Consider the following 12425-nt stretch of genomic DNA (forward strand, 5'->3'; position numbering starts at 1 on the left):
GCGGCGGGGTGTCGTGAAAGGACATTATGGCCAAGCATAACGATACCAGCCCCGAAGGGCGATCGGTCCGCGTTCTGCGCGTGGGTGAACAGGTGCGCCACGTGCTGTCGGACCTGCTCGCGCGCGGCGAGGTGCACGACGACGTGCTGACCTCCATCACCGTGTCGGTCACCGAAGTGCGCATGTCCCCCGACCTGCGGCACGCCACTGTCTTCGTCAAACCGCTGCTCGGCAAGGACGAGGAGGTGGTGCTCAAAGCGCTGCGCACCAATACCGCCTTCTTCCAGAAGGAGGTCGCCTCGCGCGTCCGCACCAAATATGCCGCGAAACTCAAGTTCCTCGCCGATGACAGCTTCGATACCGGAAGCCATATCGACAAGCTGCTGAGCGCGCCCAAGGTGGCGCAGGATCTGGGCAAGGACGATTGAGTCCGCTATTTTGGTGACCGTTGCGGGCTATCTGGCGGGGGGTTGCGATGACGGACAAGGTTTACCAGGTCAGGATGTCGACTCGCGGCCGTGTCACGATTCCCGCCGCCATTCGCAAAAGCCTTGGCATCCGTGGCGGTGAGGCCGCAAGGTTTGAACCACAGCCCGATGGCTCTCTCGCCATGACGGTTGGTGAGAGCGCCAAACCCTGATGGCCAAGCTCTATTTCTACTATGCCTCGATGAACGCGGGCAAATCGTCCACGCTGCTGCAGGCGGCGTTCAACTATGCCGAGCGCGGGATGCGCGCGATGCTGTGGACGGCGGCGCATGACGACCGGTTCGGCACCGGGCAGATCACCTCGCGCATCGGCTTGCAGGCGCCCGCGCATCTGTTCGAGAGCGACACCGACATCTTTGCCGCGGTGGCGCTCGACCTTGCATCTGCTCCGCTCGATTGCGTGCTGGTCGATGAAGCCCAGTTCCTCACCAAGGCACAGGTGTTCCAGTGCGCGCGCATCTGCGACGAGCTCAAGATTCCGGTGCTGTGCTATGGCCTGCGCACCGATTTCCAGGCCGAGCTGTTCCCAGGCAGCGCGCAGCTGCTCGCCATCGCCGACCATCTCGTCGAGCTGAAGGCGGTGTGCGAATGTGGCGCCAAGGCGACGATGAACCTGCGCGTCGATGCCAGCGGCCAGGCGGTGAAGACCGGCGCGCAGACCGAGATCGGCGGCAATGACCGGTATATCGCCTTGTGCCGCAAGCATTTCATGGCGCGGATGGCATGAGCGATCTGCGCACCGTTCTGGTCGATGGTGATGTCAGGCTCGAGCCGCTGGCCGACCATCACATCGAACCGCTGCGCGCTGCGTGTGCGCGCGATACCGATATCTGGGAAATCTATCCGGTCTCGATGCTGGGCGAGCATTTCGACCGCGCGATGGAAGACTTCCACGCCACCACCAACTGGGTGCGCTTTGCGGTGCTGCACCGCGACGTGCTGGTCGGGATGACGAGCTACATCAACCCCGACGAGCGCAACCATGTGGTCGAGATCGGTGGCAGCTATATCGAGCCCACCGCGCGCGGCAGCGCCGGGGTCAACACGCGCATGAAGCGGCTGATGATCGCCCATGCCTTCGCCTGCGGCTTCACCCGGATCGAATTTCGCGTCGATTCGCGCAATCTGCGCAGCCAGGCTGCGGTGCTCAAGCTGGGCGCGGTGCACGAAGGCACGCTGCGCCGCAACCGCATCACCTGGACCGGCTATGTCCGCGATACCTGCGTGTTCGGCCTGTTGCGTGACGATCGGTCCCCCACCCCCTCCTGAGCATTTGGTGGGGCCTGATAACAGTGCTAACGGGCCGCAGATGCATGGATGGATCATTCTCGACAAGCCCTACGCGATGGGTTCGACCGACGCGGTCAGTGCGGTCAAGCGCGTCTTTCGTCAGGGCGGCTTCGGCAAGGTCAAGGTCGGGCACGGTGGTACGCTCGACCCGCTGGCAACCGGCGTGCTGCCGATCGCGCTGGGCGAGGCGACCAAGCTGACCGGCCAGATGCTCAACGGCGACAAGACCTATGATTTCACGATCGCCTTCGGGGTGGAGACCGACACGCTCGACATCGAAGGCAAGGCGATCGCGCACAGCGATGGGCTACCGACGCTGGAGCAGATCGAAGCGGTGCTGCCGCGGTTTACCGGACCGATCGAACAGGTGCCGCCTGCCTATTCCGCGCTGAAGGTGGACGGCAAGCGGGCCTATGATCTGGCGCGGGCGGGCGAGGAGGTGGAACTGGCGAGCCGGGCAGTGACGGTGCACGCTTTGACAGTCTCGCCGGCATCGGCAGGGGAACGCGATTCCGTCACGTTGACCGCCCATGTCTCCAAGGGCACCTACATCCGCAGCCTTGCGCGCGACATCGCACGGGCGCTGGGAACCGTGGGCCATGTCACCATGCTGCGCCGCACCCAGGCCGGGCCGTTCGGGCTCGCCCAGGCGATTTCGCTGGACAAACTGGACGAAATCCGCCAAGGCGCGGCCCCAGAAGACGTAATCTTGCCATTCGAGGCAGGGCTGGACGACATCCCGGCTCTAGACCTCACTCCCGATCAGGCAAGGCGGCTCCGCATGGGGCAGGTCGTGACCGGGATTGCCGCACACGATGGGCGTTATTGGGCGCGGGGGAGTGATGATACTCCGCTCGCTCTCGTGACGCTTTCGGACCAGGAGGTCCGGGTGGTGCGCGGTTTCAACTTTGGATAGATGTTCGAGGAACGAAGACACATGACGATTACCGCAGAGCGCAAGGAAGAAGTGATCAAGGAACATGCGCGCGAGGCCGGCGACACCGGTTCGCCCGAGGTACAGGTTGCCATCCTGACCGAGCGCATCAACAACCTGACCGACCACTTCAAGGCGCACCACAAAGACAACCACTCGCGTCGCGGCCTGCTGATGATGGTCAACAAGCGCCGCTCGCTGCTGGACTATCTGAAGAAGAAGGACGCCGCACGCTACAGCGACCTGATCGCCAAGCTGGGTCTTCGCAAATAAGAATTCTCGGACGGCCCCCCAGCGGGGCCGTTCGTTTATCCGCGCCCCTGAAATTTGCCGGGCGCGGCACTCTACGGACCTTCTCCGCAATGAGGCGGATCAAGGCCAGCCGGGGCAGCAGAACAGCCCCGAACCGCGCCAGGCCGGTCAGCCTGGCACTTTGAAGAGGCCCCGGTCCGCAATAGGGCGCATCGGGTTCGATAAGGAAAATCCATGTTTGACGTAAAGACTGTAGAAATCGAGTTGGGCGGAAAGACCCTCAAGCTCGAAACGGGCCGTATTGCCCGTCAGGCCGATGGCGCTGTGCTCGCCACCTATGGCGAAACCGTGGTGCTGTGCGCCGTGACCGCCGCCAAATCGGTGAAGGAAGGCCAGGATTTCTTCCCGCTGACCGTTCACTATCAGGAAAAATTCTCCGCAGCAGGCCGCATCCCCGGCGGCTTCTTCAAGCGTGAGCGCGGCGCGACCGAAAAGGAAACGCTGACCAGCCGCCTGATCGACCGTCCCGTCCGTCCGCTGTTCCCCGAAGGTTTCTACAACGAAATCAACGTGATCGCACAGGTCCTGTCGTTCGACGGCGAATCCGAGCCCGATATCGTGGCGATGATCGCAGCTTCCGCTGCGCTGACCCTGTCGGGCGTGCCCTTCATGGGCCCGATCGGCGCTGCGCGCGTCGGCTACCAGGACGGCGAGTATCAGCTCAACCCGTCGATGGAGCAGGTCAAGGAAGGCTCGCTCGATCTCGTTGTCGCCGCCACCCATGACGCGGTGATGATGGTCGAATCGGAAGCCAAGGAGCTGTCCGAAGAGGTCATGCTCGGCGCTGTCGAGTTCGCGCATGATGCCTGCCGCAAGATTGTCGGCGCGATCATCAAGCTGGCCGAACAGGCTGCGAAGGACCCCTGGGAAATGGCCGCACAGGCCGATCTCTCGGCTGCCAAGCAGAAGCTGCGCGACCTGATCGGTGCCGATATCGCCGCCGCCTACAAGCTGACCGACAAGTCGGCGCGTTCGGATGCGCTGAACGCTGCCCGTGCCAAGGCCAAGGAAGCTTTCTCTGACGCGACCCCGCAGGACCAGATGGCCGCGAGCAAGCTGATGAAGAAGCTGGAAGCGGAAATCGTCCGCGGTGCCATCCTCAAGGACGGCAGCCGTATCGATGGCCGCACCACCACGCAGATCCGTCCGATCGAAGCGATGGTCGGCTTCCTGCCGCGTACCCATGGTTCGGCGCTGTTCACCCGCGGTGAAACGCAGTCGATCTGCACCACCACCCTGGGCACCAAGGACAGCGAGCAGATGATCGACGGCCTCACCGGCCTGTCGTACGAAAGCTTCATGCTGCACTATAACTTCCCGCCCTATTCGGTTGGCGAAGTCGGTCGCTTCGGCGCGCCGGGCCGTCGTGAAGTCGGCCATGGCAAGCTGGCATGGCGTGCGCTGCACCCCGTGCTGCCGACCAAGGACGAGTTCCCCTACACGATCCGCGTCCTGTCCGACATCACCGAATCCAACGGCTCCTCGTCGATGGCCACGGTGTGCGGCGGTTCGCTCTCGATGATGGATGCAGGCGTTCCGCTCAAGCGTCCGGTGTCGGGCATCGCGATGGGCCTGATCCTCGAAGGCACCGAATTTGCGGTTCTGTCGGACATCCTGGGTGATGAAGATCACCTCGGCGACATGGACTTCAAGGTGGCTGGCACGTCCGAAGGCATCACCACGATGCAGATGGACATCAAGATCGCCGGCATCACCCGCGAGATCATGGCGCAGGCGCTGGCACAGGCCAAGGAAGGCCGTGCGCACATCCTGGGCGAAATGGCCAAGGCGCTCGACAGCACCCGCACCGAGCTTTCGGCGCATGCTCCGCGTATCGAGACCATCCAGATCGACAAGTCGAAGATCCGGGAAGTCATCGGCACCGGCGGCAAGGTGATCCGCGAGATCGTCGCTGAAACCGGCGCCAAGGTCGACATCGATGACGAGGGCCTGATCAAGATCAGCTCGTCCGACGTCAACCAGATCGAAGCTGCGAAGAAGTGGATCCTGGGCATTGTGGAAGAGGCCGAAGTCGGCAAGGTCTACAATGGCAAGGTCGTGAACATGGTCGATTTCGGCGCGTTCGTGAACTTCATGGGCGGCAAGGACGGTCTGGTCCACGTTTCGGAAATCCGCAACGAGCGGGTCGAGAAGGTGACCGACGTCCTGACCGAAGGCCAGGAAGTGAAGGTCAAGGTTCTCGAGATCGATCCGCGCGGCAAGGTTCGCCTGTCGATGCGCGTCGTCGATCAGGAAACCGGTGAAGAGCTGGAAGACACCCGCCCCGCCCGCGAACCGCGCGAGCGTGGTGATCGCGGCGACCGTCGCCCCCGTCGTGATGGCGATGGCGGACGTGGCCGCGAAGGTGGCCGTGGTGGCGAACGTTCAGGCGGCGGTGATCGCGGTGGCGAGCGTTCCGGCGGTGGCCGTGGTCGCGGCCGCACCGAAGGTGGCGCAACCGGCGGCGACGCTGGCCTGCCTGACTTCATCACCGGCGACAACTGAGTATAGCAGTTTGCTGCCAGCGTCGCGGGCTTGCCTGTGATGCTAAAAGACCGGCTGGAGGCGTCATGCTTCCGGCCGGTTTTTTGTTGGGGCGGCGGCCAGATTGAACGCATAACGCAAATTTGGTATTATCTTGGAATGACCAAGCCCATCTCCATCATGCTCGGCGAACCTTTTCAGGAATTCGCTCGCCGCAAGGTTGAATCCGGCGAGTTCGGATCGACCAGCGAAGTCGTTGGGGAAGCCATGCGTCGCTATATTGCGGACGACGAACGGCGCCACGCCTTGAATGCGGCTTTGAAAGAAGGTCTTGAGAGCGGACCTGCTCAGCCATTCGATTGGGATGGATTTATCGATCGGCATTTCGGCGGTAATGGTGACACATAAGGTCACATTACGTCCCGCTGCTGCAGACGACTTGGAAGCCATAGCCATCTACACCAAACAACAATGGGGCGTAGACCAAGCTCGCCGCTATTTGGCGACGCTTCGGATCGATATTGAATTGCTGGCAGAATTCCCGATGCGTCACGCTCTTTACCAAGGCAGCGCCGGCCAGGTATTTCGGAAACTGTCAAGCGGTCACCATCTGGTCTTCTATACCGTCGACGAGCACGCGGTGCAGGTCGCCCGCATCCTCCACGAGCGGATGGATATCCGCCAGCACCTCTGACCTGGCACCAAAAACGCTTCGGGGCAGGGACCGCGTACGGTACCTGCCCCGAATTATCTCATTGCCAGTCGGCAAATCTATCCGATCAATACACCCGCTTCTTGGGCTTGATGTACTCGATCTCGTCGCTCAGCGTGTATTCGTGCACCGGACGGAAATCGAGGGTGACCTTGCCGCCCTTGCCACCCCAGCCTTCGAACCAGCTGACGGTGTGCTTCATGAAGTTGGCATCGTCGCGCTCGGGATAATCCTCGTGCATGTGCGCGCCGCGGCTTTCCTTGCGGCTGTGCGCGCTTTCGATGGTGCACACGGCCTGGCTCAGCAGGTTGTCGAGTTCCAGCGTCTCGATCAGGTCGGTGTTCCAGATCAGCGAGCGATCCGAGACATGCACGTCTTCCATCCGCTTGTTGACGGTCTGCATCAGCGCGGTGCCTTCGGACAGCAACTGCGTGTCGCGGAACACCGCGGCATGCTTCTGCATCGTCTTCTGCATTTCCATGCGGATCTGCGCGGTGGGCGAACCACCCTTGGCGTTGCGGAAATGGTCGAGACGCGCCAGCGACATGTCGGCCGAATCCTTCGGCAGCGCCTTGTGCGCGCTGCCCGGCTTGATCGTGTCGCGCAAGTGGTGGCCCGTCGCGCGGCCGAACACCACGAGATCGATCAGCGAGTTGGAGCCGAGGCGGTTGGCGCCGTGCACCGAAACGCAGGCGGCTTCTCCCACGGCATAGAGGCCTGGAACCACGGTGTCGGGATCGCCATCCTTGATGGTGACGACCTGGCCGTGATAATTGCAGGGAATTCCGCCCATGTTGTAGTGCACCGTCGGCACCACCGGCAGCGGCTGGCGGGTCAGGTCGACATTGGCGAAGATCTTGCCGGTTTCGGTGATGCCCGGCAGTCGCTCGGCCAGCACCTTCTCGTCGATATGATCGAGGTGCAGGTAGATATGGTCGTTTTCCTTGCCGACGCCGCGGCCTTCGCGGATTTCGGCCGCCATCGAGCGGCTGACGACGTCACGGCTGGCCAGATCCTTGGCGGACGGCGCATAGCGCTCCATGAAGCGCTCGCCTTCGGAGTTGGTGAGGTAGCCGCCCTCGCCGCGCGCGCCTTCGGTGATCAGCACGCCTGCGCCATAAATGCCGGTCGGGTGGAACTGGACGAATTCCATGTCCTGCAGCGGGAGGCCTGCACGCAGCACCATCGCACCGCCATCACCGGTGCAGGTGTGCGCCGAGGTGGCGGAGAAATAGCAGCGGCCCGAACCGCCGGTCGCCAGCACCACGGCATGGCTGCGGAAGCGGTGGATCGAACCGTCTTCCATGCACAAGGCGATCACGCCGCGGCACGCGCCGTCTTCCATGATCAGGTCGATGGCGAAATATTCGATGAAGAAGTCCGAATCATACTTCAGCGACTGCTGGTACAGCGCATGCAGCATGGCATGGCCGGTGCGGTCGGCCGCGGCGCAGGTGCGCTGCACCGGCGGGCCTTCGCCCATGTTCTGCATGTGGCCACCGAACGGGCGCTGGTAGATGGTGCCATTGTCGTTGCGGCTGAACGGCACGCCCGCGTGCTCGAGCTCGTAGACCGCGGCAGGCGCTTCGCGCACCATGTATTCGATCGCGTCCTGGTCACCCAGCCAGTCCGATCCCTTGACGGTATCGTACATGTGCCACGACCAGTGGTCGGGCGAGTTGTTGCCGAGGCTCGCCGCGATGCCGCCCTGCGCGGCCACGGTGTGGCTGCGGGTGGGGAACACCTTGGTGATGCAAGCGGTTTTCAGCCCCGCCTCTGCGCTGCCCATGGTGGCGCGCAGGCCCGATCCGCCAGCGCCGACGACAACGGTGTCGTATACATGGTCGATGATCTTGTAGGCTTCAGACATCAGCTGGCGGCTCCGGCAAAGGCAATGCGCGCGACGGCGAAAATGCCGAGGGCAGCCCCGGCAACGGCATAGAAATTGAGCAGCAGGATCACGCCGAACTTGGTTCCATGATCATGCACATAGTCTTCGATGAGCACCTGCAGCCCCAGGCGCAGGTGGTAGAACACGGTGACGAGCAGCAGGATCATCGCGGTGGCGGGCAGCGGCGCCGACAGCCAGGCGGTGACCGTGTCGTGATCGAGCGCAGGCAGGCTGACCAGCGATGCGATGAACCACAGCATCAGGATGAGATTGCTGACCGCGGTCACGCGCGCCATCACCCAATGATGCGTTCCGGTTTTCGCCGATCCCAGACCGCGAACCTTGCCAATTCTGGTGCCACTACCCATGGTCGTCTCCCCGCGCGGGCGAACTCGCCCCACGCTCAGCGTAGATAAGTCAAAACGTCAGACGAAAAAGATGATCGCCCACAAAATTGCGGTCAGCGCGATGCCAAGCACCGGCAGCAGACCCGCCCAGCGGTTGTTGCGATCGACCTCATAGCCGGCACCGATATCCAGCACAAAGTGCCTGAGGCCAGACAGCATGTGCTGGAAAAAGGCCCAGGACAGGCCGATCATCAGCAGATAGCCGATCGGGCTGGTCGCCCAGCCGACAAACCAGGCATAGGTTTCAGGCCCGCTGGCGAGCGCCATCAGCCAGCCGACCAGCAGCATGCCGCCGAGCACTGCCATGCCATCGCCGGTTGCGCGATGCAGGATGGAGACAAGCATCGCTGGCCCCCAACGCCAGATGGAAAGGTGCGGCGACAGCGGTCTGCCCGATGGTTTTGCCATGGTATCCCCCGGTTATGCGATCATGTTTAACGACTGAATTTGCGTCCCGCGCCTGTTTAGCCGATTGCCGACATGATGCAATTGCTGATTATGCCAGCAGCCGTGCGTGCCGGGCGTGGTGCGCCATGCTGCGCAGCATCCGCTGCAGGCTGCCGCAGCGATAACCCGGCGTTAACCATGTCCGCATATGCCGATGGCTCGAAGACCCCAGGTTCGCACGAGGACAGCATGGCAGAGCAGAGCAAGGAATGGACTGGCGACGCCGCCATCAAGGCGTTGTATCAATCGACCATACACGAGCTATCGATCACCAAGCGGCTTGAGGCGTTCGATCTGTCGGGCGACCTGCCGCAGCTGACCCGCAAGGCACTCGACCTTCTGGAAGATCGCCAGGACGCGATCGCAGAGGTATTCTGGGACCATTATTGCTCCATCGCCAACCTCGCCAGCAAGACCAGCGACCTGGAAACGCTGCGACGGCGCCATATCGATACCAGCCGCAGATACACGCATGAAAAGCTGGCCAATTTCGCGGGTCAGACATGGGTCGAAATGGCGTTCAGCCATGCCCTGTATGCGCGCAAATTGGGTGTCCCGATGTGGCAACTGCTGGCGGCACAGGCCCACACGCACGATTATGCCATGCGGATCATGGTGGAAAAGCTGGGCGACGACATGGCCCAACGCATGGAGCTGGGTCGCGCCACCAGCCAGGTGATGGTGATCGAGGCAGAAATCATGGCCATGGCGATCAGTGCGATCACCCAGCAGGAAGCACAGGCGGTGCGCGTCGCGCAAACCGCCAGCTTCAAGCAGACGGTGGATGGCGATCTGCAACAGGCATCGCATCTGGGCACAGGCCTGCAAAGCCAGGTGGTCGCCGCATCCGAAGCCGCGCGCCAGATGCTGGGCCGTTCGTCCGAGGTGGCCGCCGCTGCCGAGCAGTCCGCCATCGCCATGCGCGAGGCGGCGCAGACCGCGGCCGGTCTGATCCGGGCAATCGAGGATGCGCGTAGCGAGGTGGAAGTTGCCGCCGATGTGGCCGAGCGCGCCTCGCGCGAAGCGGGTCATGCGGTGGAGAGCACCCAGACGCTATCGACTCATGCCGAATCGATCGAATCGATCCTCAGCCTGATCCGCGATATTGCAGGGCAGACCAACCTGCTGGCGCTCAACGCCACGATCGAGGCGGCGCGCGCGGGCGATGCCGGGCGTGGCTTTGCGGTGGTGGCGCAGGAGGTCAAGAGCCTTGCCAACCAGACCGCACGTGCAACCGACGACATCGCGCACAAGATTACCGCGATCCAGCAGGCGACGCGCGACACCGTGGCCTCCAACGATTCGGTGCGCGCCACCGTCAGCGAGGTCCAGGTCAGCGCCGATCGCATCCGCGAGGCCATGGAAATCCAGGCGCAGACCGTCACCATCATCACCGCAGCGGTCGACGAGACCGCGCTGGCAGCCGATTCGATGTCGAACACCATCGGCACGATCCGCATGGATACCGAAGGCCTCGCCAGCGAAATGGACAAGGTGGGCGCCGGTTTCAGCCATCTGCAGGACCAGCTGGTCGAGCTGCGCAACCGGTCCAACCGCTTCGCGCACGAAGTCGGCCTCGCCAAAAGCGCCTGACGCAAGCCCATTCGCTCGCCGCGCGCCGGCCAGCGGTGGACCACAGCAAAAGCGCGCGATATGGTCGCTCGCATGATCAGCGTCGAACAGAATATTCTCGTCACCGGCTCCAGCCGCGGCATCGGCCGCGCCATCGCCGATGTGCTGCACGAAGCCGGGCACCGGGTCGTGGGCCATGCCAGCCGCGACTTTCCCGATGACAGCCCCGACAGCCCGGAATGGGATCTGGTCGGCGCCGATTTCAGCGATTTTCGAGGGCCCGGCAGGCTGTGGAACGAGGCACTCGAGCTGCTCGACGGGCGGATCGACGTGCTGATCAACAACGCCGGCATTTTCGTACCCAACCCCATCGATCGCGGCGATGCCGAATGGCTGGCGGGCTGGGACGAGACGATGACTATCAACCTCACCGCCAGCGCGCAGCTCTGCCGCCTCGCGGTGCAGCACTTTATCGACACCGGCAATGAAGGGCGGATCGTCAATATCGCCAGCCGCGCCGCCTATCGCGGCGACAGCCCCGCGCACTGGCATTATGCGGCATCCAAGGGCGGCATGGTGGCAATGACCAAATCGATCGCCCGCGCCTATGCCGCGCAGGGCATCTACGCCTTTGCCATCTGCCCCGGCTTCACCATGACCGGCATGGCAGAGGATTATCTCTCCAGCCGGGGCGGCGACAAGCTGCTCGCCGACATCCCGCTCGGCCGCGTCGCCATGCCCGACGAGGTCGCCACCATGGCCGCCTTCTGCGCCATCGACGCCCCGCCCTCGATGACCGGCGCCGTCCTCGACGTGAACGGAGCAAGCTACGTGCGCTAGGGGGAGGTAACAGCTTTGGTGGGCATGGCGAGATTGGCATTTTACGCCCCATGCCTCTAAAGGAAGCACTCCCGGCAGAAACACTGGCCACAGAAAGAACGACGTTGGACAACTGGAAAGTCACCATTCCCTGCACGCTGGCCGAAGCGCAGGCGGTTACCGAGGCCGAGGATCTGGACGATGCCGCCTTCGGCAGCCCCAGCCTGGTGGCGAGCGAGGTCGATGCCTATGCCGATCCGCAGGAGCCCGGAAGCTGGGCGATCCATGGCTATTTCACGCAGAAGCCCGAAGCGCGCTGGATCAAGCGGCTGCGCGATCTGGTGCCCAGCGCCGATGGCATGAAGCTGAAGCCCGAACGCCTGCCCGATGCCGACTGGGTGACGATGAGCCAATCCGGGCTCGAGCCGATCCGCGCCGGGCGCTTTTGCGTCCACACGCCCGAAATGCCCGCTTCGACCGAGGCAGGTGTGCGCAATTTCTGCATCCCGGCGAGCCTTGCCTTCGGCACGGGGCACCACAACACCACGCGCGGGTGCCTGATGATGCTCGATTCGATGAAGCGGCGCGGGCATATCGTGCGCAGCCATATCGATATCGGCACCGGCACCGGATTGCTCGCCTTTGCCGCGATGCACCTGTGGCCGCGCGGCTATGCCACCGCGAGCGATATCGATCCGGTCTGCGGCCCGGCGGTCGCCGAAAATGCCGAGACCAATGGCGTGGCGCTGGGGCAGAGCCCCGGTGCGCTGGCGATGTTCATCGCCGAAGGTCTGGACGACGCCGATCTGCAGCGCCGCGGGCCTTATGATCTGGTGATCGCCAATATCCTGGCCGGCCCGCTGATCGATCTGGCCCCGGACATCGCCGCAGTCACGCTGCCGCAGGGCCAAGCGGTGCTGTCCGGACTGCTCGGCACCCAGGCGGCCGCGGTCGCTCGCGCCTATCGCGCGCAGGGCTTCCGCCTGGCCGAACGGCTGGACCTGGGCGACTGGACCGTGCTGCGTCTGCGCAAGCGGGGCGTGCGGTGGCTGAAGAGCGCCTGACCCGC

Annotated in this window: 15 protein-coding genes; 12 read left to right on the forward strand and 3 right to left on the reverse strand. The window is 63.4% G+C overall.

Going from position 1 to position 12425, the window contains the following annotated elements:
* The first annotated feature begins 26 nt into the window (after positions 1–26).
* From rbfA to LI72_RS17620, 9 genes are all read left to right on the forward strand, one after another.
* Complete coding sequence (rbfA, locus tag LI72_RS17580; protein ID WP_033927273.1) at positions 27–428, forward strand: 30S ribosome-binding factor RbfA; 402 nt, start codon at positions 27–29, stop codon at positions 426–428.
* Between the two features lie 74 nt (positions 429–502).
* On the forward strand, positions 503–640 hold the full coding sequence (locus tag LI72_RS20735; protein WP_443018135.1) for an AbrB/MazE/SpoVT family DNA-binding domain-containing protein: 138 nt from the start codon (positions 503–505) through the stop codon (positions 638–640).
* Positions 640–1215, forward strand: a complete 576-nt coding sequence (locus LI72_RS17590) for a thymidine kinase (protein ID WP_033927275.1) — start codon at positions 640–642, stop codon at positions 1213–1215. The genes LI72_RS20735 and LI72_RS17590 overlap by 1 nt, the downstream gene beginning before the upstream one ends.
* On the forward strand, positions 1212–1757 hold the full coding sequence (locus tag LI72_RS17595; RefSeq protein WP_033927276.1) for a GNAT family N-acetyltransferase: 546 nt from the start codon (positions 1212–1214) through the stop codon (positions 1755–1757). Before LI72_RS17590 ends, LI72_RS17595 begins: the two co-directional genes overlap by 4 nt.
* Before the next feature lie 40 nt (positions 1758–1797).
* Positions 1798–2694 carry a tRNA pseudouridine(55) synthase TruB gene (gene truB, locus LI72_RS17600; RefSeq protein ID WP_033927277.1) on the forward strand — a complete coding sequence of 299 codons (897 nt, stop codon included), beginning with the start codon at positions 1798–1800 and terminating at the stop codon, positions 2692–2694.
* Positions 2695–2715: 21 nt separating this feature from the next.
* Complete coding sequence (rpsO, locus tag LI72_RS17605) at positions 2716–2985, forward strand: 30S ribosomal protein S15 (RefSeq protein ID WP_026091721.1); 270 nt, start codon at positions 2716–2718, stop codon at positions 2983–2985.
* 213 nt (positions 2986–3198) lie between these two features.
* Positions 3199–5529, forward strand: coding sequence for a polyribonucleotide nucleotidyltransferase (pnp, locus tag LI72_RS17610; protein WP_033927278.1), 2331 nt, complete (start codon positions 3199–3201; stop codon positions 5527–5529).
* Positions 5530–5667: 138 nt separating this feature from the next.
* On the forward strand, positions 5668–5916 hold the full coding sequence (locus LI72_RS17615; protein WP_033927279.1) for a type II toxin-antitoxin system ParD family antitoxin: 249 nt from the start codon (positions 5668–5670) through the stop codon (positions 5914–5916).
* Complete coding sequence (locus tag LI72_RS17620; protein WP_081985231.1) at positions 5873–6202, forward strand: type II toxin-antitoxin system RelE/ParE family toxin; 330 nt, start codon at positions 5873–5875, stop codon at positions 6200–6202. The genes LI72_RS17615 and LI72_RS17620 overlap by 44 nt, the downstream gene beginning before the upstream one ends.
* Positions 6203–6287: 85 nt before the next feature.
* Here the strand turns inward: LI72_RS17620 and sdhA are convergent, their stop codons facing one another.
* From sdhA to sdhC, 3 genes are read right to left on the reverse strand one after another with little or no spacing between them, the layout of a single operon-like run.
* Positions 6288–8090 (reverse strand): succinate dehydrogenase flavoprotein subunit, encoded by a 1803-nt coding sequence (gene sdhA, locus LI72_RS17625; protein ID WP_033927281.1) that lies wholly within the window; start codon positions 8088–8090, stop codon positions 6288–6290.
* Positions 8090–8479 (reverse strand): succinate dehydrogenase, hydrophobic membrane anchor protein, encoded by a 390-nt coding sequence (gene sdhD / locus LI72_RS17630; RefSeq protein WP_033927282.1) that lies wholly within the window; start codon positions 8477–8479, stop codon positions 8090–8092. Before sdhD ends, sdhA begins: the two co-directional genes overlap by 1 nt.
* 57 nt (positions 8480–8536) lie before the next feature.
* A complete protein-coding gene (sdhC, locus tag LI72_RS17635) occupies positions 8537–8926 on the reverse strand; it encodes a succinate dehydrogenase, cytochrome b556 subunit (protein ID WP_033927283.1) in 390 nt (129 codons plus the stop codon).
* A gap of 177 nt (positions 8927–9103) precedes the next feature.
* Between sdhC and LI72_RS17640 the strand changes: the two genes are divergently transcribed.
* The 3 genes from LI72_RS17640 (at position 9104) to LI72_RS17650 (ending at position 12420) form a co-directional block, all read left to right on the forward strand.
* Positions 9104–10558 carry a methyl-accepting chemotaxis protein gene (locus LI72_RS17640; RefSeq protein WP_231562522.1) on the forward strand — a complete coding sequence of 485 codons (1455 nt, stop codon included), beginning with the start codon at positions 9104–9106 and terminating at the stop codon, positions 10556–10558.
* Positions 10559–10630: 72 nt separating this feature from the next.
* Positions 10631–11377 carry an SDR family NAD(P)-dependent oxidoreductase gene (locus LI72_RS17645; protein ID WP_033927284.1) on the forward strand — a complete coding sequence of 249 codons (747 nt, stop codon included), beginning with the start codon at positions 10631–10633 and terminating at the stop codon, positions 11375–11377.
* Between the two features lie 104 nt (positions 11378–11481).
* Complete coding sequence (locus tag LI72_RS17650; protein WP_156139691.1) at positions 11482–12420, forward strand: 50S ribosomal protein L11 methyltransferase; 939 nt, start codon at positions 11482–11484, stop codon at positions 12418–12420.
* Positions 12421–12425: the final 5 nt, after the last annotated feature.

The sequence above is a fragment of the Sphingomonas sp. 35-24ZXX genome, assembly GCF_000786215.1.
In the GTDB taxonomy this organism is placed as follows: domain Bacteria; phylum Pseudomonadota; class Alphaproteobacteria; order Sphingomonadales; family Sphingomonadaceae; genus Blastomonas.

Bases quoted from the DNA above. Each gene is read 5' to 3' on its own strand.
- LI72_RS17620 (WP_081985231.1), top strand. From the start codon at position 5,873: ATGGATTTATCGATCGGCATTTCGGCGGTAATGGTGACACATAAGGTC.
- LI72_RS20735 (WP_443018135.1), top strand. From the start codon at position 503: ATGTCGACTCGCGGCCGTGTCACGATTCCCGCCGCCATTCGCAAAAGC.
- truB (WP_033927277.1), top strand. From the start codon at position 1,798: ATGCATGGATGGATCATTCTCGACAAGCCCTACGCGATGGGTTCGACC.
- rbfA (WP_033927273.1), top strand. From the start codon at position 27: ATGGCCAAGCATAACGATACCAGCCCCGAAGGGCGATCGGTCCGCGTT.
- sdhC (WP_033927283.1), bottom strand. From the start codon at position 8,926: ATGGCAAAACCATCGGGCAGACCGCTGTCGCCGCACCTTTCCATCTGG.
- LI72_RS17590 (WP_033927275.1), top strand. From the start codon at position 640: ATGGCCAAGCTCTATTTCTACTATGCCTCGATGAACGCGGGCAAATCG.
- LI72_RS17595 (WP_033927276.1), top strand. From the start codon at position 1,212: ATGAGCGATCTGCGCACCGTTCTGGTCGATGGTGATGTCAGGCTCGAG.
- LI72_RS17640 (WP_231562522.1), top strand. From the start codon at position 9,104: ATGTCCGCATATGCCGATGGCTCGAAGACCCCAGGTTCGCACGAGGAC.
- sdhD (WP_033927282.1), bottom strand. From the start codon at position 8,479: ATGGGTAGTGGCACCAGAATTGGCAAGGTTCGCGGTCTGGGATCGGCG.
- pnp (WP_033927278.1), top strand. From the start codon at position 3,199: ATGTTTGACGTAAAGACTGTAGAAATCGAGTTGGGCGGAAAGACCCTC.
- rpsO (WP_026091721.1), top strand. From the start codon at position 2,716: ATGACGATTACCGCAGAGCGCAAGGAAGAAGTGATCAAGGAACATGCG.
- LI72_RS17615 (WP_033927279.1), top strand. From the start codon at position 5,668: ATGACCAAGCCCATCTCCATCATGCTCGGCGAACCTTTTCAGGAATTC.
- LI72_RS17645 (WP_033927284.1), top strand. From the start codon at position 10,631: ATGATCAGCGTCGAACAGAATATTCTCGTCACCGGCTCCAGCCGCGGC.
- sdhA (WP_033927281.1), bottom strand. From the start codon at position 8,090: ATGTCTGAAGCCTACAAGATCATCGACCATGTATACGACACCGTTGTC.